At 56.4% G+C, this 24,263-nt stretch carries 26 protein-coding genes; 12 read left to right on the forward strand and 14 right to left on the reverse strand.

Translation table 11 applies throughout. The annotated features are described in order from the left end of the window. Positions 1–97: 97 nt before the first annotated feature. Positions 98–2,689 carry a bluetail domain-containing putative surface protein gene (locus WD071_RS07720; RefSeq protein WP_368047770.1) on the reverse strand — a complete coding sequence of 864 codons (2,592 nt, stop codon included), beginning with the start codon at positions 2,687–2,689 and terminating at the stop codon, positions 98–100. Between the two features lie 385 nt (positions 2,690–3,074). On the opposite strand from WD071_RS07720, the gene WD071_RS07725 reads away from it, so the two are divergent. Both WD071_RS07725 and WD071_RS07730 read left to right on the forward strand, forming a co-directional pair. Further along, complete coding sequence (locus WD071_RS07725) at positions 3,075–3,374, forward strand: BrnT family toxin (protein ID WP_368047771.1); 300 nt, start codon at positions 3,075–3,077, stop codon at positions 3,372–3,374. Then, positions 3,358–3,594, forward strand: a complete 237-nt coding sequence (locus WD071_RS07730; RefSeq protein ID WP_368047772.1) for a CopG family transcriptional regulator — start codon at positions 3,358–3,360, stop codon at positions 3,592–3,594. The genes WD071_RS07725 and WD071_RS07730 overlap by 17 nt, the downstream gene beginning before the upstream one ends. A 109-nt stretch (positions 3,595–3,703) precedes the next feature. Here WD071_RS07730 and WD071_RS07735 read toward each other — a convergent pair whose 3' ends face one another. Continuing rightward, complete coding sequence (locus WD071_RS07735; protein WP_368047773.1) at positions 3,704–3,850, reverse strand: hypothetical protein; 147 nt, start codon at positions 3,848–3,850, stop codon at positions 3,704–3,706. Between the two features lie 93 nt (positions 3,851–3,943). Here WD071_RS07735 and WD071_RS07740 point away from each other — a divergent pair, with 93 nt between their 5' ends. Together WD071_RS07740 and WD071_RS07745 are read left to right on the forward strand one after the other, a co-directional pair. Beyond that, the gene (locus WD071_RS07740) at positions 3,944–4,186 is read left to right on the forward strand and encodes a type II toxin-antitoxin system Phd/YefM family antitoxin (protein ID WP_368047774.1); all 243 of its coding nucleotides are present in this window, start codon (positions 3,944–3,946) and stop codon (positions 4,184–4,186) included. Continuing rightward, complete coding sequence (locus WD071_RS07745) at positions 4,183–4,446, forward strand: Txe/YoeB family addiction module toxin (RefSeq protein WP_368047775.1); 264 nt, start codon at positions 4,183–4,185, stop codon at positions 4,444–4,446. The genes WD071_RS07740 and WD071_RS07745 overlap by 4 nt, the downstream gene beginning before the upstream one ends. A 222-nt stretch (positions 4,447–4,668) precedes the next feature. Here WD071_RS07745 and WD071_RS07750 read toward each other — a convergent pair whose 3' ends face one another. Beyond that, entirely contained in the window at positions 4,669–5,988 is a 1,320-nt protein-coding gene (locus WD071_RS07750) for a tetratricopeptide repeat protein (protein WP_368047776.1), read from the reverse strand. Positions 5,989–6,281: 293 nt separating this feature from the next. After that, positions 6,282–6,548, reverse strand: a complete 267-nt coding sequence (locus tag WD071_RS07755; RefSeq protein WP_368047777.1) for a type II toxin-antitoxin system Phd/YefM family antitoxin — start codon at positions 6,546–6,548, stop codon at positions 6,282–6,284. A 208-nt stretch (positions 6,549–6,756) separates the two neighbouring features. Between WD071_RS07755 and vapB the strand changes: the two genes are divergently transcribed. Both vapB and vapC read left to right on the forward strand, forming a co-directional pair. Then, a complete protein-coding gene (gene vapB / locus WD071_RS07760; RefSeq protein ID WP_368047778.1) occupies positions 6,757–6,996 on the forward strand; it encodes a type II toxin-antitoxin system VapB family antitoxin in 240 nt (79 codons plus the stop codon). Next, the gene (vapC, locus tag WD071_RS07765) at positions 6,996–7,394 is read left to right on the forward strand and encodes a tRNA(fMet)-specific endonuclease VapC (RefSeq protein WP_368047779.1); all 399 of its coding nucleotides are present in this window, start codon (positions 6,996–6,998) and stop codon (positions 7,392–7,394) included. The genes vapB and vapC overlap by 1 nt, the downstream gene beginning before the upstream one ends. Before the next feature lie 17 nt (positions 7,395–7,411). On the opposite strand, the gene WD071_RS07770 is transcribed toward vapC, so the two are convergent. Continuing rightward, the gene (locus WD071_RS07770) at positions 7,412–9,436 is read right to left on the reverse strand and encodes a CHASE2 domain-containing protein (RefSeq protein ID WP_368047780.1); all 2,025 of its coding nucleotides are present in this window, start codon (positions 9,434–9,436) and stop codon (positions 7,412–7,414) included. A gap of 1 nt (position 9,437) precedes the next feature. After that, positions 9,438–10,838 carry a FecR domain-containing protein gene (locus tag WD071_RS07775; RefSeq protein ID WP_368047781.1) on the reverse strand — a complete coding sequence of 467 codons (1,401 nt, stop codon included), beginning with the start codon at positions 10,836–10,838 and terminating at the stop codon, positions 9,438–9,440. Between the two features lie 195 nt (positions 10,839–11,033). On the opposite strand from WD071_RS07775, the gene WD071_RS07780 reads away from it, so the two are divergent. The 4 genes from WD071_RS07780 to WD071_RS07795 all read left to right on the forward strand — a co-directional run bounded on the left by WD071_RS07780 (position 11,034) and on the right by WD071_RS07795 (position 16,460). Further along, positions 11,034–11,735 (forward strand): Crp/Fnr family transcriptional regulator, encoded by a 702-nt coding sequence (locus WD071_RS07780; protein WP_368047782.1) that lies wholly within the window; start codon positions 11,034–11,036, stop codon positions 11,733–11,735. 211 nt (positions 11,736–11,946) lie between these two features. Beyond that, positions 11,947–13,650, forward strand: a complete 1,704-nt coding sequence (locus tag WD071_RS07785) for a type I secretion system permease/ATPase (RefSeq protein WP_368047783.1) — start codon at positions 11,947–11,949, stop codon at positions 13,648–13,650. A 48-nt stretch (positions 13,651–13,698) separates the two neighbouring features. Then, positions 13,699–15,015 carry an HlyD family type I secretion periplasmic adaptor subunit gene (locus WD071_RS07790; protein ID WP_368047784.1) on the forward strand — a complete coding sequence of 439 codons (1,317 nt, stop codon included), beginning with the start codon at positions 13,699–13,701 and terminating at the stop codon, positions 15,013–15,015. A 5-nt stretch (positions 15,016–15,020) separates the two neighbouring features. Further along, positions 15,021–16,460, forward strand: coding sequence for a TolC family protein (locus WD071_RS07795; protein ID WP_368047785.1), 1,440 nt, complete (start codon positions 15,021–15,023; stop codon positions 16,458–16,460). A 20-nt stretch (positions 16,461–16,480) separates the two neighbouring features. Here WD071_RS07795 and WD071_RS07800 read toward each other — a convergent pair whose 3' ends face one another. From WD071_RS07800 to rfbC, 4 genes are all read right to left on the reverse strand, one after another. Beyond that, positions 16,481–17,965 (reverse strand): matrixin family metalloprotease, encoded by a 1,485-nt coding sequence (locus WD071_RS07800; protein WP_368047786.1) that lies wholly within the window; start codon positions 17,963–17,965, stop codon positions 16,481–16,483. After that, on the reverse strand, positions 17,962–18,573 hold the full coding sequence (locus WD071_RS07805) for a hypothetical protein (RefSeq protein WP_368047787.1): 612 nt from the start codon (positions 18,571–18,573) through the stop codon (positions 17,962–17,964). The genes WD071_RS07800 and WD071_RS07805 overlap by 4 nt, the downstream gene beginning before the upstream one ends. Before the next feature lie 69 nt (positions 18,574–18,642). Further along, positions 18,643–19,527 carry a dTDP-4-dehydrorhamnose reductase gene (gene rfbD / locus WD071_RS07810; protein WP_368047788.1) on the reverse strand — a complete coding sequence of 295 codons (885 nt, stop codon included), beginning with the start codon at positions 19,525–19,527 and terminating at the stop codon, positions 18,643–18,645. Next, entirely contained in the window at positions 19,524–20,099 is a 576-nt protein-coding gene (rfbC, locus tag WD071_RS07815; protein ID WP_368047789.1) for a dTDP-4-dehydrorhamnose 3,5-epimerase, read from the reverse strand. Before rfbC ends, rfbD begins: the two co-directional genes overlap by 4 nt. Here rfbC and WD071_RS07820 point away from each other — a divergent pair. Then, positions 20,020–20,433, forward strand: a complete 414-nt coding sequence (locus tag WD071_RS07820; protein WP_368047790.1) for a DUF4160 domain-containing protein — start codon at positions 20,020–20,022, stop codon at positions 20,431–20,433. The genes rfbC and WD071_RS07820 overlap by 80 nt on opposite strands. A gap of 3 nt (positions 20,434–20,436) precedes the next feature. Then, complete coding sequence (locus tag WD071_RS07825; protein ID WP_368047791.1) at positions 20,437–20,679, forward strand: DUF2442 domain-containing protein; 243 nt, start codon at positions 20,437–20,439, stop codon at positions 20,677–20,679. On the opposite strand, the gene rfbA is transcribed toward WD071_RS07825, so the two are convergent. From rfbA to WD071_RS07845, 4 genes are all read right to left on the reverse strand, one after another. Then, positions 20,669–21,574 (reverse strand): glucose-1-phosphate thymidylyltransferase RfbA, encoded by a 906-nt coding sequence (rfbA, locus tag WD071_RS07830; protein WP_368047792.1) that lies wholly within the window; start codon positions 21,572–21,574, stop codon positions 20,669–20,671. The genes WD071_RS07825 and rfbA overlap by 11 nt on opposite strands. 72 nt (positions 21,575–21,646) lie before the next feature. Further along, a complete protein-coding gene (locus tag WD071_RS07835) occupies positions 21,647–22,582 on the reverse strand; it encodes an NAD-dependent epimerase/dehydratase family protein (RefSeq protein WP_368047793.1) in 936 nt (311 codons plus the stop codon). Next, positions 22,579–23,406, reverse strand: a complete 828-nt coding sequence (locus WD071_RS07840; RefSeq protein WP_368047794.1) for a glycosyltransferase — start codon at positions 23,404–23,406, stop codon at positions 22,579–22,581. Before WD071_RS07840 ends, WD071_RS07835 begins: the two co-directional genes overlap by 4 nt. Then, positions 23,407–24,174: a hypothetical protein gene (locus tag WD071_RS07845; RefSeq protein ID WP_368047795.1), complete on the reverse strand. Its 768-nt coding sequence runs from the start codon at positions 24,172–24,174 to the stop codon at positions 23,407–23,409. Positions 24,175–24,263: the final 89 nt, after the last annotated feature.

The following is a 24,263-nucleotide window of genomic DNA, read 5'->3' on the forward strand; positions in this document are numbered from 1 at the left end:
ATATTCAATGCAAAATCCGTAGACAAAAAAACCCCCTGTCCTATCGGAGAGGGGGTTTTTTATTGATGCCCTAACTATAAGAGCACGTACAACTACATTACGCCAGAGTCAGGTAATCAGTAGTTGTGTCGAGAGTTGCGTTTGTCAGGTCGACCGTACCAGTCAACTTAACAACCAAGTCACCGGCTGCAAAACCAGCAGTGCCATCATTAGCAACGATGTATGTGTCACTTCCGTACTGGAACCACGACACTTCATTGGCGGTGTCTGTCAGTGATGCAGCTGCCAGTGCCAAATCAATGTTAGTAACAGTCGCACCAAGAGTGGTTTTCGCACCCAGAGTTGTACCGACCAGCACGTTGCCCGTCAACAGCTTTACGCTATCACCGACAGCGAAGTCTGTGATCGTGGTCAGTGCCGCAGTAGCTTCAGTTGTGCCTGTAGCTACTGACGCTGCAACATCAAACTTATCGTTACCAGCACCGCCCGTCAGCTTGCCACCAAAAGTAGCTGCAGTAACAATCGTATCGTTACCTGCACCAGCTTCCACGGTTGCTTTGTGAGCAACCAATGTAATGGTGTCATTCGCAGAACCACCCTTCACAGTCAGGCCAGCAGCTGCACTATCAGCAGTAACGTTGGTAGTGTTGATGTTCAAACGGCCTGTCGCAGCAGAGCCGTCAATTGAACTAACTGCACCGCCAGCGGCTGTTGGGTTAGTACCATTAGTGCCGGCAAACGCCACATCCAGATTCTTGTCGCCAGTCAAAGTCAGCACTTTCAGTTTATCGTCGGTAAGTGTGATGCTGTTCCAGGTGTTCGCGCCACCAGCGGAATTCACAGTCACGTTCTCAACGCCATTGAGCAGCACAGTACCTGCTTTGATAGTAGCTGCAGTTGGTGTTGATGCTGACGCTGCTCCTGCAAAAGTTACAGTGAATGCGTCAGAAGTACCGGTAGCAGCGCTTTTTACGCCAATGTCGGTAGTGCGAACAGCGTTGTCACCTTTTACAGTCAAGCCAACACCAGACGCGACATTCAGTACTTTAGCCGTACCAGCTGTTGTGCTGCCGTTCAGATTCAAAGACTGAATAGTTGAGCCGGTTACCAGTTCAACGTCCAAGCCAGTAGCAACGGTATCACTGCTCAGATCCAAAGCCTGAAAATTCTTGATATTTGCCGCGTTAGCCGCATTGATTAAAGAGGCTGCAATAGTGTTAGTACCTGTGCCACCATCCACTACTACTGTTGACCCAATGCCAGCACCAGCGCCCGCAAGAACTGTGTCGTTGCCTGCGCCCAACGTGATAGCGGCCGTGCCAGCCAATGCGGCTGCTACTGTGACAGTATCGTTACCTGAACCAGTAGTAACCTTGGCTGCTGTGGAGTTGATCGCAGTGGTCAGGTTACCGGTCAGGTCGCCTGCAGCGATCGTTGTAAATACAGCTGGGTTGCTAACGAACGTAACATTACCAGCGCCTTTGACGTTCAGCGTAGAAGTTGCTGCGTAGTCGGCAGCAACCAAAGAGGCTACCAAAGAAGACTGCGCATCAATGCTCAAGCTAGTAATTGTATTAGTACCACCGCTGAGTGTCACTGCGCCCAGGACGTTTGTACCACCAGTTGAAGTCAGGCTAGCAGTTGTTGCTGTGCCCGCTGTAGCAGTCACAGTTGGCGCTGTAGCAGTTGAGGCGCCTTTCACGCCACCTGCAGCTACAATGCTGATAGCACCGGTCGCGCTAGCCATATTGAACGAGACATTGCCAATATTTGTAGAGCCATTGCCCTGCAAACCTACTACAGCGCCAGCTCCAAGGTTATCAAAGTCGACAGCCTGAGTTGACCGGTCGCTCCATACCTGAGCTTCGCCGGTTACGTTGGCGAAGTCATAAGTAGAAGCACCGCCAGTGTTCACATCGCGTATGAAGAAATTCTCAACGCTAGTGATATCAGCAGCGGGCAGGGAGCCTGCAGCTGCACCAGACACTGTGAGCTGCATCTTGTCTGTGCCTGAACCGCCAGCAACTACGTCAGTCACATTCAACGTACTGTTAGCAGGAGTTGCATTGTCGATTGAACCAACAAATGTGTCGTTGCCAGTTGTACCATCAAACACGTTAACGCCAGTAGTCAGGGAGAAGGTTGTACCTTCTGTCACTGTACCATCGATTTCATTCTTGGCCGTGGTAACACTAGCTTCAGTATTGTCTACATTCGCCAGAATTCCCTGAAGAGCCGACAAAGAAGTAGTAGGTTCCTGTTGTTCTACTGTGTGGTACGTAGCAACTTCAACCTTGTTAGCGAAGGCAGCAGAAGCGTTGCCCCACACAGCATCATCAGTCGGGATTGCTTTCAGGGCAGCTACAGCAGTGAGAACCACATCAACGCGGGTTGCGCCAGCGTTCATTTCTGCAGTCAGGGCAGTTTTGACAGTTGTCTTTTCTGCTTCTGAAACCAGAGTGCCAACCATTTGATCGACAAAGTCGCTGACGAATTCAGCGTTGGTCATGAATGTTGGGAAAATGCTTTTGAATTCAGCGCTGTTGGCCAGGCTTACAGCGATTAATGCATTGCTGTTGCCAAGATCGGAAGCGGCTGTCAGGTCAGACAGAACTGCAACACCGGGAGCAGCGTCAAACATTGCTACTACGATTTCGATGAGTTCTGCACGAGTTTCTTGTGTCGCCATCTGTTGTAACTCCTTAAGGATTAATTCCAAATTGTTTTATCCGATTGTGACATGCCTAAACAGCAAATGACCTCATATCGGCTGTGCCAAGGATAAACGAGGCAAGCGTTCCTGCTTGTGACCTCAGTCACATGAACGAACATTACCCTGAAAAGCCTGGCAGACTATCACTTGGGCCACTCAGGAAACGCACTTAATTAGTGTGCCACAAGCGGACAAGCTTCGAGATCATACGCCGCCAGCCCTGTAAAGACAAGTCTGGTAACAACAAAACTGTGAAGTTTGCCGTGTAAGCAACTCTAATTATTAGACTAATGGCTAGGTTTGGGCTGATTGCCGAGGCACTGTATGGCGAAATAGCCATACATAATCTATACTCTAAATTATGCTGGATACTCTGTTTGAGTGGGATCACACAAAAAACCTCGATAATCAAAAGAAGCATGGTGTGTCTTTTGAAGATGCGCAATATGCCTTTCTTGATAGAAATCGTCTAATTGCCGAGGACCTGGACCACAGCCAGAATGAGAAACGTTATTACTGTTTTGGGCAAAATAAGGAGGCTTCCGGTGTGCTGACCGTCCGCTTCACTTACCGGAACGGTAAAATTCGAATTTACGGCGCTGGCTACTGGCGCAAGGGCAGGAGGATTTATGACCAGAGGACCTATGAAAAGTCAAATTAAATATACTGATGAGCCCATTGGCCGCGTGAAGATTGTGGCTGACTTTCTGCCATCCCCTGAAGAGCTTGCTGTCAGGAACAACAACACCAAAGTGACGATGTCGTTAAGCTCTGAAAGTGTTGAGTATTTTAAGGAGGCTGCGAAGAAAAATGATATGCCGTACCAAAAGATGATCAGAGAGCTGCTGGATGAATATGTGGCCCACCAGAAGGATCGTTGAGGCCAGGGGTGGCCCCTGTGCGCTCTACCTTAGGAGAGTCTGACCATGATCACCCGAAAAAACCAAGTATGTGCATGAAGGCCATTATGTCGCGGAGATTAACGTACAGCTAATTGAAACGGACGACGCCTGGTGTCCGCATCTCAGCCTGGAAGATGCCTATAAATTGGACGATGTTCGAGAGGCGCTTCGGCAGGGCAATGTAGAGGCCGACGCCCGTTACGGAAAAGTCTTCGAACTTCGCCCAGTGGCTCATGGGTGAATCCCGGGGCCATTCATGACGTCCGTCTTGACGTACGTACTTGGTGGCGTACAATTGGCGGAAGACCAACCACACGAGAGGTGCGTCATGACTGGAATAACGGCTACGGAGGCGCGCAGCAACCTTTATCGGTTGATTGATGAAGCTGCCGAATCCCATCAACCAATTGTCATCATGGGCAAGCGGAACAAAGCTGTTCTGGTTTCCGAGGAAGATTGGTCTGCCATCCAGGAGACCCTTTACCTGCTATCAATACCCGGTATGCGCGAGTCGATTCGCGAGGGGATGGATACCCCTGTGGACAAATGCGATGAGGAGTTGAGCTGGTGACATGGAAGTTGGTTTACACCACGCAAGCCCAGAAAGATGCAAAGAAGCTGGCCTCCAGTGGCCTGAAACCAAAAGCCAAAAAGTTATTGGCGTTGATTGCAGAGGATCCTTTCCAGAAGCCGCCCCCGTTTGAGAAGCTTATTGGTGACCTTGCCGGGGCCTATTCACGCCGCATCAATATCCAACATCGTCTGGTATACCAAGTGCTCCATGACGATCGGGTGGTTAAAATTCTGCGCCTTTGGAGTCACTACGAGTAGTCCATCGTATCTCATGATGCTGAATTGCTTGAGGACTACGCGGACTATCCGAAAGGCCCCTGTGTGCTATAAGCACATCACCCCTGCTATCCTTCAGCAGGTTCCTCCAGACCCAGACTTGCGGCGGAGCCCTTGCCATTCACTAGTCGTTATCGTCTAATCACAACTTAACCATCGGGTAAGGACGGATGTTTACCCCGAGACCCCTAAAGTGAAAACCCATCAAAACCGGTGACTGATACCAATTTCCACAGTGCTGTCAGTGCTGCGGAACAGTTCCAGGTTGCTGCGCTGCTTCTGGTGGTAGACATTAAACAGCAGGGTGGTATCGGGCCTGCCGGGCAGCAGGGGCTGGCGGTATTGCAGCAATACATAACTGCGCTTGATCTCGCGCTGCGCGCCGTTGGCCAGGATGGGGCTGTAACCGCGCTTGTCATCGGTTTCGGTGTGGTTGAGCTGGGTCAGCAGCACACCGCGCGCCAGCTGCCATTGCCAGTCAACATTGAACTGCCAGCCCTGGCGGCTGCCACCGGGGCGGCCACTGCGAATGGGGCTGTTATTGAGGGCGCTGAGTTCGGCAACTATTTGCTGCCGACCAAGCTGAGTTGACAACGGACAGGAGACACCGGCGCCGACTTTGCTTTCCACCGCGTTCAGGCGGCTCTGGTCGTGAAACAGCTGGTGCTGGGCAATAGCGCTGGTGTGCGGCCTGCACACCCCCAGCCTGGCATCGGGCATGTACCGGCCGCCTGCCTCGGTGGCGGTATACAGCGGGCTGCCACCGAAAAACAGATGGCTCATGCCGGCATTAAGCTGCCAGCTGCGCTGGTCGCCGGGTTTGACAAAGGCATAACGGGTGTCGAGCTGCAGCAAGTCGGAGGCCTGGTCCTCGCTGACCCGGCCGCGCAGCTCGACCAGCACATTGTGCTGATGCTCGGGCGCCAGCTGGCGGTAGCGGCCACCTAAACGCAGGTTCATATACGGGCCGCTTTTGGGCCGGAACTCGGGGTTCAGTGGCAGCAATACTGGTTCGCCAGACAGGGTCAGGGTGATCTGCCCGGGCTCAGGCCCGCCGTTCAGGTTATTGTCATAACCCACCAACACATCGGCCTGCAGACTGGTTTGCCGGGTCATGCCGCGCCAGCTCTGCTGACGATCCTGCAATACGCTCTGCAGCCCGGCGGGCAGATCATCGCGCGCCAACAGCTGGCGGTTCAGATCAATCGCCGAGAATAGCTGGCCTTGCAGGTACAAAGCCTGCGCGTAATCAACCTGAGCGCCGCCGTTGTCAGGGTTCAACAGCAGGGCGCGTTCCAGCGACTCCAGGGCCTGACCCAGACGGCCGGTGTTCAATTGCGCGGCGCCTCGTAAGGCGAAATATTCGGTGTTTTGCAGACAGCGCGGCAGCAGCGGGTCCAGTTGCTGCTCTATTTGTGCCCAGTCGGCGGGTACTTGCGGGTTTTGCTGCAGCAGTGGGGTCAGGTCAGGGCAGCTTTGCGCCGCGGATTGCGACTGGCCGTGCGCGGGGGCGATGATTGCCAAACACAGCGCCAGGCATAACACCGCCGCTGTAAGGACAGATGGCAGGATACGCCCGCGGCCAGCGCCTTTCCGGGGCCTGTTCCGGTAGCTGGTAGGTGCTGCGTTATTGTTATGGGGCAGGGCGCTGAATGGCATGCGGGCAATTATCTTGAATCGCCTGCTGGTAAGCAATAGCGGTGCTGTGAAAGGTGATGTCCGTATCACGTTTGGGCTTCCTTGTTGTGGTTTTGGCCTTTTAGCTGCGCGGGCAGGTCAATAGTGATGAGGCCCTGGCGTCGTTGACGGCAAAGCGCTTAATTCAACTGACCTTGTTTGTCCGGCTTTGTTTGTCCGGCTTTGCGTGACTGGTAATGGGCCATGGATTTTCTCAGATGCTCTGAATTTGCTGGCGATCGCAATAAATGGACGGTTTCCATCAAGCTGTTGTAATGCCCAAGCGACATAACCACCGCATCTTCGGCATTGCCACGTTGGATGATAGCAATATCTGCATCATTAACAACGCCATCAAGTATAGTCTTCAATCCTCTCTGCGCTTCACTTAACGGCACAATTTTCATCGCCTTGCTTCCTTTGAACTACTGTTTGATAACTTTGGCCACGTCAGGAAAAATTTTAGCAGGCTTGGTAGTTGGCGACTATGCTCTATATATCATTTGCGCAATTCCTTAAGGAGGTCCGATGCCGATTGTCACATGCCACGGTGACGCTATATACTCTAGCTCTAGAGTTACGCTGAAATATGTTGACGATCAAGGGAGCAGTGCAATGGCCTCACCATTAGGAACCGTTTTCAAGAACAATCGCACCCAATCAGTCAGATTGCCCGCAGAAACGCGCTTTCCCGATTCTGTGAAAAAGGTTTCCGTGCGGGTGCTGGGCAAAGAAAGAATACTGGCGCCGGCAGAGTCGTCTTGGGACAGTTTTTTTCTGGGCGATACCACGGTGAGCGATGATTTTATGCCGGAGCGTGCTGATCAGTACCAGACTCCCCGGGAACCATTGTAATGATCAAGTTCATGCTGGACACCAACATCGTCATTTACGTGCTGAAACAACGCCCGGTATCAGCACTCAGCACCTTCAATAAACACCGAAACCAGATGTGCATCAGCGCAATCACCCTGGCGGAACTGATACACGGCGCAGAGAAGAGCCAGAAGACAGAGCAGAACCTGGCAGCGATCGAGGATTTTGTATCCAGACTCGAAGTGTTGAATTATGGCCCGGAAGCCGCCGCGCATTATGGCGATATCCGCGCCGAGCTGGAGAAGGCGGGGTCGGTTATAGGCGTCAATGATCTGCATATCGCAGGCCACGCTCGCGCAAACGGGTTGGTTGTGGTCACAAATAATGAACGAGAGTTTGCGCGCGTAGCGGGGCTCAGGACTGAGAACTGGGTTTGACCTCAATAACCTGACGCTTAAGCGCCCTTGCCACCCGACAGAATCTTCAGGTTGAGCTGCTCGGCGCGGGCATTGCGGCGGGGGGTGTCACTTTTCGTGGTATCCACAGCCGGCGCAAACAGCGTATGGGGAATACGCAGGCCGGTGAGCAGGTAACTGCCCTGGGACTCGGGTTTCAGGTCGCTGAGCTGGCGGGCGACACATTCGCCCAGCAGAATCGGCTGCGCCAGTTCGGCGGTCATTTCCTGAATACGCAGGGTGATGGTGACGGTGTCGCCGAGCAGGGTATGGGTACGGCGATTGGCCGGACCGATGGAACCGACCAGCGCCGGACCCTGTTCAATGCCAATACCCAAAGCCAGTGGCTCCAGGCCAGCGGGCGGGTTCTGCGGCATGTCCCGATCAACAATATCATGCATATCCTGGCCGGCGGCCAGCGCCCGGCGGGCGGATTCGGCGTTCTGGCCATCCCATACCGCCAGCAGGCTGTCGCCCTTGAATTCCTGGATGCGGCCACCGTGCTGCTCAACAATGGCGGCGGCTTTGACAAAAAAGAAGTGCAGCAGGGCGGCGGATTCTTCCGGCGGCCGCGCTTCACCAAAGGCCGAGAAGTTGCGCAGATCAGCGCTGAGCAGGGTGACATCGCAGCGTTTGGCGTTGATGGCCGAGCTGGGCAGGCTGAAGGCGATTTCGCGGGCAATGTCGCTGGGCAGGTAGCTGTTCAGGTTGCCAAACACGCGGCTGCGTTCAGCGCGCACGCGGCTTTGTTCCAGCAACAGCAACAGGCTGGCGGCCAGCAGGCCAAACACGGCCGGGAACAACCAGCCCAGCCAGATTTCATAAGCTGCCAGCAACTGCCAGTGCAGACCGAGCGTGATAACCGGCATCACGATGGCAGCAACCGGCAGCCCGTAGGCGGCAATGCGTTCGCGGGCGCTGGCCAGCAATAAAGTGATACCGGCAAACACCAGCGCCAGCAAGGCCAGCAGCCACTCGGCGCTGCGCGGGGTATAAGGCATGGTGGTATCGAGCAGGCTGCCCAGCAGACGGGCCTGCAATTCAACACCCGGGGTGGCGCCATTGTAAGGGGTCGGTACGATGTCACCCATGCCGAAAGCGGTACCGCCCACCAGTACCCAGGCATTTTCCAGCATGCCGGGTTCGATATTGCCGTTGATAACATCGGCAGCTGATACGGCCCGGAAATTTTGCGGCAGGTCTTTGTAAGAGATGCGCAGGTTGCCCTCGGCATCCAGCGGAATGGTCAGGCCAGGGTAAGCATCCAGACGCAATACCTGTTCGGGTGCAAACAGACCGCTGCCCTCGCTCAGGCTGGCAGACCAGCTGGGGGCATTGGTGGCCTGCAGCAAGGCACTGAGTGCCAGCGCCGGATAGGCTTGGCCGTCAACACAGACAAAGGCCGGGACTTTGCGGATACCGCCGTCGCTGGCCACAATGGGTGCGATATGACCCTTGGGGATGGCGCTAAAACCGGCGTGCGGGGCTATAAAACTGTTGGTGCTGTTAGCTGCAGCGGCACAGTCCAGTCCGCTCAGCGGGAAACTCATGACACCGGTACGCACGTTCTGCTCCTGCTGACCGTTGGCCGACATCACCGGCACCTGCGCCAGCACCGCACCACGGGAGGCGCCTAATGCGGCGATCAGTTGTTCATCGCCTTCACGCACTTCCGGGTAGGTAATATCGTGTAATTGCAGTTGCACACCGGCCTCGTTCAACGCGCTGACCAGGCGGGCCATGTCGCTGCGCGACCAGGGCCAGGCACCGATTTCTGCCAGACTGGCTTCGTCGATGGCGACAATGGTGATGCGTTCTTCGGGCGCGTCATCGGCCGACATCAACCAACCCTGGGCACCAAGACGTTCTTCCAGTGTTTGCAGCGGGCCGGCAAACACGCTCATCAAGACCACACTCACAACGGCAGCCAGCGCCAGCATCAACAGCCGCCCGCGTGCGGGCAGCAGACGCAGGGCGAGTGCTACCGGGTTGATGAACTGAGTGAGTCGGGACAACTGCTGCATGTTAACGGGCGTCCCACAATGTCAGGCCTTGAATACCACCGTTTTCAAGCTGTTTTTCGAAGAAATAACCGGCTTCCTTACCATCCAGGCTGACGGCACCGGCCATACGCTCGGTTTCCGAGCGAGTGTGAAAAAAGCCGCCGTCATACAACCGACCACTGGCGTCAAAACTGACATCACCGGTCAGGCTGTGATTCATCTGTAATGAGGTCGCAAACTGGCTGCTGTCAAAATTGATATCCAACGATCCACCATTGACGGTCATCGCTGCAACACCACTGTCGGAATGGTAGAAGGCCTGAGCACTGACCAGATCAAAACTGACCGGACCCAGACCGCGTTCGACGCGGCTGGCACCGTTGCCATCGCGGAACAGGATGTATTCACCATTACCCACTGCGGTATCACGACCCATTTGGGCATCGGCTCTCGCCAGCGTAATACGTTCCTGTTCTGCCTGACCCTCGCCCCAGCGGCCCCAGATCAGATTGCGCTCGGTCAACTCAGCACTGGCAACCGCGGTTTTCGGCGTAAAATCAACCAGCTGCGGGGTCGGCGGGGTCGGCTCCTGCGGTGTTGCTACATCGGCGAGCTTGTCCTTGACGAGCTGGGAGGCGGCGCTTTCCTGGTAGCTGTCGGTATCGGCATTTTTACCATCGGTGCTGCCCTGCACATCGTTCATGGCGACCTGCACTTCCTCTTCCATCATGCCGGGTCCACGTTCAACAACGGCAGGCAGGAGTTGGGGAGCGGCGCTGTTACTCTCCATCTCTATCACCTGCAGCGAACTGTCAGACAGTTCCACGGCGTTGATCAGGCACGGACCAAAACTGTCAACACTGCAATCATTGGAAAACGGTGCCATCACAATGATGCCTTCGTTAACCAGCGCGCGCACGGCACGGGGAGTGGCGCTGACCACAAAATCGGTACCGCGCACACCAATGGCGGCAATCGGCGTATTCAGGCGGAAGCGGTCACGCGCCGAACTGGCACCGTGGCCGGAAATGGAGCGGGTAATGCCTTCTTCCAGGTTCAGCTTGATAGTGGACTGTTCGGGTTTATCGGCATTGTAGTCGTACTGCACGATTTCCAGGCGGCTGTCCGGGCGCACACTGACCAGCGCCTGGTCAACAAACCGGATGTGCACGTGGCCGTTGGCCTCGGTGAGGATGCGGTCGGTGGCCCGGATTTCGGTACCCGGCGCCACGGTCTGCCGGCCGCTTTCAGAGATCAGCCAGGCTTTGCCCAGCACCAGGCTGACTTCGCCAACCGCGGGCTGCGCAGTTTCGATAGTCAACGGCGCAGATTCCTGGGCGAAAGCCACAGACTGGCCAACCGCCAGCATCAGCAGTGTCATAAAAGCGTTGCAAAAGCCTGATTTAATCGATTTCTGTATCATCGGGTCAGTCCTGTTCGAGCGTGATGGTAAGCCTACCCCAATAGACCGGCAAAGCGAGTGATTGCGGTCACACCGACCTCATGTTTCAGCGCCAACGCCGCGCGTTTGCTATTCAGCATTAACTTACTATAATGAGCCTGCTGCTATAAAACGCCCGTGATATAACGGTTTGCGCCAATTTATCGAGATAACTACATGCAGGTCACGCCGGAGCTTCTGGGTACATTCCCTGGTCTGAAGCCCCTCCCACAAACCACGCTTGTACAACTTGCGCAGCAATCCAGCGTGCGCAAGTTCGCCCGTCGCGCGGTGGTGCTGAATGCCGGTGTGCGCGAGGAATGTGTGTGTTTTTTATTCGAAGGTCGTTTGCAGGGCGTTGATTTTACTATAGATGGCCGCGAAGTGGGACTGTATTTTGTTGAGCCTGGGGACTTCTGTGGCGAACTGGGCATGTTTGACCGTGGCCCGCAGCCGGAATTTGTCATCGCGCTGACGGCGGCGGTGGCCGTGTTTGTGCCCATGGACAGTCTGCGCGAGATATCCATGCAGGCCCCGGTATTGCTGAGCATGCTGGGTGAGAGACTGGCCGCGCGGGTCCGGCAGATGACGCGGCAGCGCTCTTTGCTGGGGCTGCCCAACATCAGCCAGCGGGTGTGTTGCCAGTTGTGGATGCTGGTGCCGGAAAAAGCACAGGAATCGCTGCAGGACACCGTGATCATGAACCCGCCCACGCACATGGAAATTGCCATCATGCTGAGCCTGAGCCGGGAATCAGTGAGCCGGGTATTCCAGATTCTGCAGACCCGGCAGATTGTCAAACGCGACGGGCCGGGCATGTTGCTGATCACCGACACCGGCGCATTAAAACAACTCGCCGAAGGCGCTGAAGAACTGTGACCCGCCAGGCGGGCGCCCCGGTTAGTAAATCACCGCCATCACGGTTATAATCCGCCGGATCACGCACCGGACGTGCCCGCCGGGGTTGAAACCCGCTGGCTTACCCCAACATACTGGTGCTAGCACTGGGCGCCTTTGAGGTGGCACGTCGACACCGGCCCTTACCATTTCAACAGATTTGCCACACGCACGGATGAATGATTAAAACACAATGAATAAACCCAAAAGCTCTGTCACCTACCCTGAATTGTATGACGCCATGAAGTCCGTGCGCCGCTACTTCCTGTATGCCGGCCTGTTCAGCGCGGCGGTCAATATCCTGATGCTGACGCCCATCATCTACATGCTGCAGGTGTATGACCGCGTGATCTCCAGTGGCAGTTACTCAACACTGGGCATGCTGACCCTGCTGATGGTTTTCCTGGTAATGGCAATGGGCGGTTTCGAGTGGGTGCGCTCGATGATCCTGACCAGTGCCAGTAACCGCATTGAGCTGCAGCTGCGTGAGCGCGTTTTTAACGCAACTTTCAAAAATGCCCTGTTATCCGGCAACAGCAACTCACAACCATTGAACGACCTTTCCAGTTTGCGCCAGTTCATGACCGGCAACGGACTGTTTGCCTTTTTTGATGCGCCCTGGTTTCCTATCTACGTTGCCATCATGTTTTTATTCCACTTCTGGTTCGGTGTGGTCGCCATTATTGCCGGCATCGTTATGGTGTTGCTGGCCTGGGCCAACGACAAGGTCACCACCAAACGCCTGAAAGATGCCAACACCAAGGCCAACCGCGTCAACGCGCAGGTCGCCGGCAGCATTCGTAATGCCGAAGTGATTGCCGCCATGGGCATGACTGCTGATATTCGCCGCGAGCAGGAAAAAAGCTCGGACGAAGTGCTAGGTCTGCAGACCGAGGCCAGCCGCGCCGCCGGTATACTAACCAGTATTTCCAAAACCTTCCGCATCACTGTCCAGTCGCTGATTCTGGGCCTGGGTGCACTGCTGGCGCTGCAGCAGGAAATTTCCCCGGGCATGATGATTGCCGGTTCCCTGTTGCTGGGTCGGGCGCTGGCGCCCATCGACCTGCTGGTCGGCACCTGGAAAGGTTTCTCGGTGGCACGTGCGCAATACGAGCGCCTGGGTCAGCTGCTGGAGACAATTCCTGCGGACCGAGAACACATGAGCCTGCCGGTTCCGCAGGGTCACCTGCAACTGGAGCAGGTGATGGTGGCGCCGCCCGGCACCCGCACTGCGGTGGTCAAGGGTGTCTCGCTGGAACTGCCGGCCGGTGAAGCGCTGGGTATTGTCGGGCCGAGTGCGTCCGGCAAGTCGACACTGGCACGCGCTATTCTGGGCATCTGGCCAACGCTGGCTGGCAAGGTTCGCCTGGACGGCGCTGACATTGCTTCCTGGGATCGTGGCAACCTGGGCCCCTTTGTGGGATACCTGCCCCAGGACATCGAACTGTTTGACGGTACCATCTCTGACAATATCTGTCGTTTTGGTGACCCGGACGCCGAGCAGATCGTGGCGGCGGCCAAAATGGCAGGCGTGCATGACATGATTCTGCGCCTGCCTGACGGTTACGACACCGTCATCGGCGGCGCCGGTGGCACCCTGTCCGGCGGTCAGCGACAGCGCATCGGCCTGGCCCGCGCGGTTTACGGCAACCCAAGGTTGCTGGTGCTGGATGAGCCCAACTCCAATCTGGATGACGCCGGTGAACGCGAACTGGTATCGGCGCTGCAGCGCGTCAAGGACGAGGGCGCCACCATTATCGTGATTACCCACCGCACCATGGTGCTGCACGGCATGGACAAACTGCTGGTGATGAAGGACGGTCAGGCCATGAGCTTTGGCCCTAAAGATGAGGTACTGGCCAGCCTGACCGGGCAGAGTCCGGCCGCGCGCGGCTGAGCAGACACGCATTTATTATTTAATTGACTGACTGAACGGACATCGATTGTGGCAGAGAACAGCAAACAGAATATGGCAGCCCCGACAGTGGAAACCAGCATGGAATCGCCAAAACGCATTGGCCTGCTGATTTTTTTCCTGGTGTTTGGTGTTTTTGGTATATGGGCCGCAGTGGCGCCTATCGACGGCGCCGCGAATGCGCCGGGCACGGTCATCGTGCGTTCCAATCGCCAGGTGGTGCAACATCTTGAAGGCGGCATTGTGCAGGAAATCCTGGCGAATAATGGCGACGCCGTGGCAGCTGGCGATCCCTTGCTGGTGCTGGATAACACACAGTCCATGGCACAACTGGAAATGGCCAATGCCCAGTTTGTTGCCTTGCGCGCACATGAAGCACGCCTGATCGCAGAACGCGATGGTATGGACAAGGTGGAGTTCCCGCTGGAACTGTCCACGCTGGAAAGTGACGCGCTGGTCGAGATGGCCTCGCAGGAACAGATATTCCGCACCCGCAAGAGTCAACTGGAAGGCAGTATTGATGTGCTGAATCAGCGCATCGAGCAGCTGCAGTCGCGTCTGCAGGGCATGCGTGCACTACGCGAGAGCAAAGAAGAGCTGGCATTGTCCTATAGCCAGGAGCTGGATGATGTTCGCGCCTTGCTGGAGGAGGGGTTTTCTGACAAGAACCGGTTGCGTGAACTGGAACGCAATGCCTCGGTTTTACGTGGTGAAGCGGCCGAATTGACTGCCAGCATTTCATCAACGGAAATGGAGATCGGTGAAACCCGCCTGCAGATCATTCAGCAGGAACGTGAGTTTCAGAATGAAGTCGCCACTCAGCTCAGCGAAGTGCAAACCAATATCCGGGACGTGTCCGAGCGCCGCAATGCGCTGCGCGATATTGTCAGCCGCACTGTGGTGACCGCGCCGGTCGCCGGTGTGGTGAATGGCCTGCAGGTCCATACCGAAGGTGGTGTCATCAGTCCGGGCAGCCGCATTGCCGATATCGTTCCGCAGTCCGACGAGCTGGTTGTTGAAGCACGTGTGGCGCCGATGGACATCGATCGGGTTGCTGTCGGTCAGGAAGCCAACATTCGCTTCTCCGCATTCAGTAGCTCTGTCCCCAATATTTTTGGCACTGTGATTCACGTTTCTGCGGACGCTTTCACTGATGAGAGCACCGGTGCGACTTATTACACGGCGCGCGTTGAAGTAACACCAGAAGGCCGTGCCAATCTGGGCAACCTGGCACTGGTACCGGGGATGCCGGCCGAAGTTTTTATTACCACCGGCTCGCGCACCTTCCTGCAATACCTGATGAAACCCATCACCAACGCGCTTGCGCGTAGTTTCCGGGAAGATTGATGCGTATGACTGAGCTTTACCCAATCCGCATATTCTCCATGTTACCTGCCCGACTGTTAGGTTGTGCGGCACTGACGGCGATTTTTGCATTACCGGCCACTCTGCTTGCCGCCGAACCGGTGGCGGAGACTGAGGCCCTGGCCGCCGAAGCCGCAGCGGAAGCAGCCATGGAGCAAAGCGGATCAGGGCAGACACTGGAAGATTTTTTCATCGCCGCGATGGAGTACAGCCCCCGAATTCAAGTCGCCGAAGCCCGGCGTAGTATTGGCAGTGCGCGCAAACGCGCCGCCACCGGGCAACTGCTGCCACAGGTCAGCGCCAGCGCCAATGTTTCCGAGAACCGACAGGAAGTAGCAATGGAGCCTGTTACACGTGGCCAGGGCGAGCGTTATGGCCTGCAGCTGCGCCAGGTACTGTTTGACTGGCAGGCCTTCGCCCGGCGCCGATCAGCATCCATGGAAGAGGAACAGTTTGAGGCTGAATATTTCGCCGAGCTGTCAGCATTGTTGACCGAGGTTGCGGAGATGTATTTTGAGGTACTGCAAGCTGAAGATGCGCTGCGCTCCATAGATTCCGAACTGGAAGCCACCCAGACCCAGCTGCAGCAGATTGAGCGCATGCACGGCCTGCAGATGGTGCAGATTACCGATCTGTATGACGCACAGGCACGCCTGGCGGCAGTGGAGGCCGAACGCCTGAACCTGTCAACAGAAGTGACGCTGGCGCGCGAATCGCTGCGCTCGGTGTCCGGTCTGGGTGTCGGCGACCTGTATACGCTGGGCGACGAGGCACAGCTACCGCAAATTGACGGCAGCGTGGGTGAATGGGTGGCAAGGGCGCGCGAAGACAACCACATGATTCTGGCGCGCGAGTACGCAGTCAAAGCCGCCGAGCGTCGGGTATCTGAGCGACGTGGTGCTTACATGCCTCGAGTCAGTATCATTGCGCAACAGCAACAGTCCAACACGGGTTTTGATAACCAGTTACTCGACAAGCGCATTGATACCAGTTACGTGGCCCTGGATGTGACCATTCCACTGTTCGCCGGTGGCAGCAGCCGCGCCGCCGTCAGTGAAGCACGCAGCCAGCAGACCATTGCACAGAACGAGCTGCGACAGTTACATCTGGATGTCAGTGAGCGCACCCGTCTGGCGTACCTGCGTCTGCAGTCAACCGAACAGCAGATTGCCGCGGCGGAAAAACTGCTGGAAGCACGACGCGTGGCAAGCAGAGCACGACAGCGCGGATTCGAGCTGGGCACGGTCACCAGCGTGGATGTGCTGGACGCGGTGCGCGATGAGTTTGTTGCCGAACGTGATCTGCAGGCCATCCGCTACGAACATATCAAGATGGGTCTGTACCTGCGCCGTGATTCAGGCACCCTGACGGCCCATGACCTGGTCGACATCAGTGTCAGCCTGGAAGCACCGGCCGAAAGCCAGTAACCCCCTGCTCCACCGACATCCTACTCCACCAACACATTGATGGGCTGGCCATTAAAGTAGAGCTCGCCCGGATTGCTGTCGACGCCATAGCCGATATAAAAATCCACATCGATTTCGCTGATGCCGCTCTCCGACGCCCGGAACTGCGTCAGCACGTCCATCTCCTCTACCGCGCCGAGTACCTTGCGCTCACTGACCGGTACCAGTTGTACCTCGGGCTGATAGGCCACCAGCTCGCCATTGGTATTCTTCACCAGGATCTCACCTTGCGGCGTGATCAGGGCGGCAGCCAGAAATCCCGGCTGGCCCTGGTGCGCCGGGTCAATTTCGATACGGCCTTTTACATCAAACGCCTGAGTCGCTGAAACCCGGTTGGTATAGTTCTGGCCGCCATTGGTGGTCACGCCACCATAGAACCTGGCGTTGGCGGTGCCACCCTGAAAACTCTGCTGGCCGCTTAATGTCAGCAGATCACCGGTTTGCAGCACCACTGACAAACGGTAATTGCCGGTGTTGGTGACACCACAGGGTGGATCGATGTTGTTGCTGTAGGTGTTGACCAGCACCGTGTGCCGACCCGCTGGCAGGGTGGTGGTCAGGCGCGGATTACAGTTACCGGCGCTGTCTTCGTCGACACGCAATTGACCCAGGTTGGCGTTACCAACAAAGAGGACGCTGTCCAGTTGTCCGTCGGTGATCATGTCAAAGGTCACGAACAGTTCCTGTGTCAGGTCGAGCGTAAAGACGTCGATAAAGCTGTCATCGGAACCGCCACTGAGCAGTTGCTGCACACGGCAGTCACCGTCTTCCAGGCTGCCAAACATCCAGCCAAAACGTGCCGACCGGTAGTCACAGTTTTCAATGCCCGCGTACAGAGTGTCAGCACCGGCGATGTCGTCCGCCTGCAAACGAAACAGGTTGCCGATGGTTGAGGACATGATGGCAGGCTGCGTGTCATCGTGACCCAGGCCAATAACATGCCCGAGTTCGTGCAGGGCAATGCGCTGAAAATCATATTCACGCGAGCTGTTGCTGCCCGGACGCTGCGGCCCGTCATACACATCAAAATTGAGGTTCTGGTTAAAAATGATATCGGTCTCAACCAGATCGGCGGTGCCCAGAATATTGAACTCGGTGAAAAAAACTGTCACTGCCAGGGTGGATGCATTAAAACTGTTGCCACACACAGTGGAACGGAAATCGATGCCATTCAGGTTGTCCGGTGGACTGCCGGGTCCGGCACCGGCACAGGGGTCCCGGTATTGTGGGCTGCTGACAAACGTGAAGCGGGTATTGTCGGTCCATTCCAGCGCCGCGCGCTGCAAGGCAAACGCCCAAGGGGTACCGCTGCGCGAAGTGCCGGGCACGCCAGTGTAGATGATGGTCTGCGCGCCCGGCCATTTATTGGCGTTGGCGCTGATGTCAAAAGCCTGCGCACCTGTGCTGAGTAAGGCTGTGGACAACAGCAGCGGCGACAAGACTAAGGCAATACGTTTGTTCCTCATGGTGTCAGCTCCTGTACCCGTTCGCGCACCAGTGCCTTGAACCCGGTGGCGCTCATGGCTGAGGTCTCGTCAGCGATGGCCTGAATCTGAACGCCATTGGCGATACCGTCAGCATTGAGGGTCTGTGCAGCGGCAAACGGCGCGATCGTGACTCCGCGGATGGGCTGTTGGCCTGCGCTCTGCACGTGGGCACGGCCATTGCTGTCCTGCACAATCAGATAGTGCCCCTGTGACCAGCCCACCAGCGGGTGCAACTGGCCGGCACTCAAGGATTCAACAAAATACACACCGGTTTCGCCCGCTGCAGGCACCTGCATCTCACTGACCTCCAGTTGACGGTTGCCAACGCGACCGCCCAGGTAGCTGAGTTCGATGGTGGCATCGGTGTATTCACCCTTGAGCACGTCCAGTACCTCAAATTCAACAAAGGTATGAATACTGCGCGGCCCGGTCTCGCGTGCCTCAACGGCAAGCACCCGGCCTTCAAATACCAACTCGGCGGTGGCGACCACGTCGTCAAACGACAACTGCGCCACGGTGGTGGCGGTCAATACCGGTGGCATACCCAGCAAACAGATGATCAGAGCGCAGCGGCGAATGGCTTTCATACGGTAACTCCAAAGATGACACTGAGTAATGGACCCGTCGCGGCGCCTGATTATTCTCGGCCGCAGGGACTATGTTGGTGTTTTTTTGTTTATTTGTTTCATAACGTGAACCAGCTCACGCCGCCAGTGCTGGGGATGGCAGTCCAGGGCGGCAATTGTTTCGGCCTTATCCAGCACGCTGAACGATGGCCGCCTGGCCGGTGTCGGGTAGGCCGTGGTCGGAATCGGGTTTATCGGTATTGCCCTGCTCAACAGACCCTGGCTGATGGCCTCATCCTGTATTGCCACTGCAAAATCATACCAGCTGGCCACCCCGGCATCGGTCCAGTGCAGAATACCCACCGGGCGTTTATCCACCGCGGCCGCAATACAGCGCGCCAGACCTTGCGTTGATGATGGTGTGCCAATCTGATCATCCACGACATTGAGGCTGTCTTTTTCTGCCATCAGACGCAGCATGGTTTTCAGAAAATTACGCCCGTATTGCGAGTACACCCATGACGTTCTCAGGACCAGGCTGTTATCGCGCGCCAGATAACGCACGTGCAGCTCGCCTTCAAGTTTGGTGCGGCCATAAATGCTTAACGGGTCGGTCTGGTCGTCGGGGGTGTAGGGGCGGTGGCTGCGGCCACTGAACACAAAGTCGGTGGAGATGTGCAGCAGCCAGCTGTTGCGCTCTTTTGCCCATCGGGCCAGATGCTTGGGGCCGGTGGCATTGGCCAGGCGTGCATCCAGGTCGTCAGTTTCGGCCTGGTCAACGGCGGTGTAGGCGGCGGCATTGATAACAACATCCGGTGCCAGGTCGTCGAGTATTCTGCGCAGCGCAGTTTCGTCGCTGATATCCAGCGCGTCACGGCCCAGCGCGACCAGATCATGGTCCAGGGTTTTGAAGTGGCGCGTCAGGGTCTGGCCCAGCTGTCCGTTGGCACCCAGCAATACAATTTTTTGACTCATGCGGAAGGCCTTGTTGAAGCAGCGTTAAAAACCGGCGCGTCACGCAACAGCAGACCGTTGCGATCTTTGTCAGACAATACCGGTTCAGCTGCACCGGCCACCAGCGGCCAGTCAATCTTTAACGCGGGGTCGTTCCATAACAGACTGTATTCATCGCCGGGCGCGTAATAATCGGAACATTTGTAAACCATTTCCGCACTGTCGCTGATCACATAAAAACCATGCGCAAAACCCGGTGGAACCCACAACTGCCGGTGGTTATCGGCCGATATCAATTCACCGACGCTTTGGCCAAAAGTGGGTGACCCGTCACGCATGTCGACGGCAACATCATAGATTTCGCCCGCCACTACGCGCACCAGTTTTCCCTGCGGCTGCTTCAGCTGGTAATGCAGGCCGCGCAGAATACCCTGCGCCGACTTGCTGTGATTGTCCTGCACAAAACGAATGCCCGGCACCTGTTCATCAAACAGGGACTGACGGAAGGTTTCCATGAAAAAGCCGCGATGGTCGCCATGGACGGTGGGCTCCAGCAACAACACATCAGGGATCGCGGTAGGGGTGATTTTCATTTTTGGGCAATTACTCCGGATTTCAGCTATAACTCGTCAGACTATACAGACACTCAGCAAAAGGAAATTGCCAGTGCCAACAATTTGTGTATTTTACGGCATTACCATCCGGATGTATTACGATGATCACAATCCACCCCATTTTCATGTAATATATGGAAACTTTGCCGCCAAACTTAACATAGATACCGGCAATGTTATTGCCGGAAATTTACCCGGCCGTGTCTTGTCAATGACACAAGAGTGGTCAAAAATACATAGGACCGGCTTAATAGAGAACTGGCGCCGCTGCCAGCTTCATGAGCCTTTGCAAGCGCTTGCACCTCTGGAGTGACCTATGCACAAAATTATCAAAGCCACTGCATTCCCCGATTTCACCCTTGAGCTGACATTTGACGATGGCGCCTGTGGTCGCGTTGATGTCAGCTCTCGCTTGCACGGACCCATGTTTGAACCATTGCGTGATCCGGCGTTCTTCCAACAGGTATCTGTGGATCCGTTCGGTGCCGTCTGCTGGCCTAATGATGCCGATTTATCTCCTGATACGTTATACGCCGACCTGCACCAGCTTAATGTTTGAGCAGGCGCAACAGGTATTGCCCGTAGCCGTTCTTAGACAGCGGCGCTGCCAGCGCGCGTAACTGATCGGCGTTGATGTAGCCGTTGCTGAACGCAATCTCTTCCGGGCAGGCTATTTTCAGGCCCTGCCGTTCTTCCAGTACACGAATGAAATTGGCGGCGTCCAGCAATGACTGCACGGTGCCGGTGTCCAGCCAGGCGGTACCGCGGCTGAACAGCTCAACCTGCAGGGTGCCACGGGCAAGATAGGTTTTGTTGACGTCGGTGATTTCCAGCTCACCCCGCGGTGACGGTTTAATCGATTTGGCAATCTCGATGACGTCGTTGTCATACAGATACAGGCCGGTGACGGCGTAATTGGATTTCGGCTGCGCCGGTTTCTCTTCCAGGTCAATGGCGGTGTTGTTTTCGTCCAGCGCCACCACCCCGTAACGCTCCGGGTCATTGACGTAGTAGGCAAATACCGTGGCACCGCTTTCCTGCAGCATGGCGCTCTGCAGTTTTTCCTCCAATGAATTGCCGTAAAAAATATTGTCGCCCAGAATCAGGCACACGCTGTCGTTGCCGATAAAGTCCTCACCGATCAAAAACGCCTGGGCCAGGCCATCGGGACTGGGCTGTTCGGCATATTGCAGATTGATGCCCCACTTGCTGCCATCCCCCAGCAGGTGTTGATATAGCGGCAGGTCAGCGGGCGTGGTGATAATCAGAATGTCACGGATACCGGCCTGCATCAGCGTGCTCAGCGGGTAATAGATCATCGGTTTGTCGTACACCGGCATCAGTTGCTTGCTGACAGAAATGGTCATGGGGTGCAGGCGGGTGCCGGTGCCACCGGCCAGAATAATGCCTTTGGTGGTTTTGTTACTGGTTTGCTGCGTTGGTGTCTGACTCATAACTCCCGTGTCCTTCCACATCCATTTACTGTGTTTTACGCGCTGCGGGCTCGTCGCCAATCATACCCGCAGCTATTCATGTCCGCGGCCATTCATATCCGCAATAATGGCGGGCAGTTCGCGGTAAAAATCAGATTGCGGATTATAGCCCAGATCGCGCTGGCTTGCCTTGCTGTCCACTGTGTAGTTGCGGGCCAGCGCATGATAGCTGCGCAGCCCGGGCGCATTGTTTATGGGCAGCAAGCGCCCCAGCAGTTCCAGGGCGAGCGCAGCCAGGTAAAACACGGCCCTGGGTGTCGCCCAGGCCGGTTGCGTTTTGCCCAGCGCCTGCCGCATGGCCTGCTCCAGCGCCCTGATCTGGTAGACCTCGCCGTCGGTCAGTAGATATACCGGCGCACTGCTGCCGACAGGGCAAGAGGCTGCCAACAGCAGCGCCTGGCACAGATCTTCCACCCCGATCAGCGAAAATGTCTGCGTAAACCGTGGCAGTGGCGGCATCAGACCCTTGCGGATCAACCGCAACAGGGTCATCAGGTTGCCTTTCATACCCGGCCCGTAAACATTGACCGGTCGCAGAATGACTACCTCGATGTGACCGGCAGCGTGGGTCGCCTGCAGCAGGGTTTCGGCGCGTTGTTTGGCATCACCGTAGGCCGTTCGCGGCTGGTCGTAGGCCGGATCGGCCAGAATACTGCTGACATACACAAACCGTCTGACACCCGCCGCGATCGCCGCTTGCAGCAGATTCGCGGTGCCATCGACATTGGTGGCATACAGGGATTTGACCTGTGCCTGATTGACGTGGGCATAAGCAGCAAGATGGTAGACGGTATCAATGCCCTGGCAGGGGGCCGTCAGCGTTGCTGCCTGCAACAAATCATGTTGTGGCCGCTGCAGGGTGCGCACGGTCACCGGTTCGCCCTGCAGCCTTTTTTGCAAAAACCGGCCGACAAAACCGCTGGCGCCGGTAAGCAGAACAACGGGCTGTTTGTCTGCGTGGGCGCTCATATCCAGCGCCAGCCATGGCTGGAGAAGAAACGCCAGGCGGAGCGGCCAAACATGATGATATGCCGCAGGCCTTTGCGGGCGCTGTTGCCGCCCAGATGGGTGATACACATTTGCGGCAGATAACTCAATTTGCCCAGGGTACGGGCACGGATGGACAGATCAAAATCTTCAAAATACAGGAAGTAACGCGGGTCGAAACCGCCCAGCTGACGCAGGGCATCATGCCGGAACAACATGAAACAACCACTGATAATGGGAACATCATCGTGAATCTGGTCGCCTGGCATGTCGCGCATCTCGTAGTGTGCCAGGCGCTTGCGGAAGCGCTGCTTCAACCAGGCCGGGGCGAAGCCGCGTAGTAGAAAATCGAGCACGCCAGGGTAGCGCTTGCATCCGGACTCCGGATGCCCGTTGCCATCCAGGATGGCCGGAGTCACGGCCACTGCCTGTGGTGCCTGCTGCAGATAGCGGATGCCGGCACTGAGTGCCTGCCTGTCGACAATGACATCCGGGTTCAGAATCAGGTAATACTCGCTGTCGCAGCGATGAATGATCAGGTTGTGTGCCTGCCCGAAACCGATGTTGCCATGACCGGTGATCACATCAACGTTAATAGAGTTATTTGTTGATTTAAAGCAGCGGCTTAACAGCACTTCCAACTCATCGACGTGGTCAGCGTTGTCGACCAAAGTGATATTCACCCGACCGAGCACACCTTCACTTTGGGCGATACCGACGGCTTTGTGCAGAGACATCAGGGTGTCGCTGAGCACGGCCTGGTCAAAATCATAAACAACCAGCGATACAGTGAGTTGCACGGACATTTATTCAGGGACCACCCGATCTCCGAATGGGGTGCGGACCAGACGATAACCTTCGGGCACATCTGCCGGATCGATACGTCGCGGACGGAAGCGCTGTGCCTCGGCCCGGGTCGCGGCCGCATCAGGTTCACCGCGTTCGCGCGCAGCTTGTAACGCAGCAGCAAACGGGTTTTGCGGGCGATCATCGCCTTCCTGCTCGCTGGCGTCTGCGTCCTGGCTATCTCGATCCTCATTACTGCGGTCACGACGTCGTTCTGGCTCTGGTGGCGGCGCAATGGCCTCAGCCGTGGCCAGCGCCAGGCGAGTCATATTGTCGCTTTCGCAGGTGACACCCTGATCGCGGAACTCAAAGCAGGGGCTGTTGGCCGGTTGCTCCAGTAAAACATGACGCGACTCAACCCGGGTAACTCTGAAGCCGGGGTGGCCGGGAATTGCTGCGCTGCCCCCGTCACCGGCATCAACGGTGATGACCTCGCCACTGCTGTCGCGCACACTGACGCGGTAACGTTCGCCGAAGCGGGAAGTGCCTATCAGGGCAAATTGCGGGCCGCCATTCGCCGATGCGGTCGGATTGCGTGGCCCGGATGGCTGGGCTTCCCCGGTACCTGATGTTTGTTCGATGGGTTCAAACAGCGACAGTGACGGGGCTTGATCCTGCTCTTGGGTCTGTTCTTGGGCCTGCTCTTGAGCGTGAGCCGACATTGCCACGCACAGTGCCAGCGCGGTGGTCGCAATAAGCGTGCGGTGTTTGCTGGAGATCATGTTCATGGTTATTGTCCTGCTCAGGGCTTTCTGTTTATCAGGCGCTCAGGGCTTTGATTATGCGCTCAGGGCTGTTTGTTCGCTCAGGGCTGTCC

The organism is Pseudohongiella sp., assembly GCF_040877505.1.
GTDB lineage: Bacteria > Pseudomonadota > Gammaproteobacteria > Pseudomonadales > Pseudohongiellaceae > Pseudohongiella.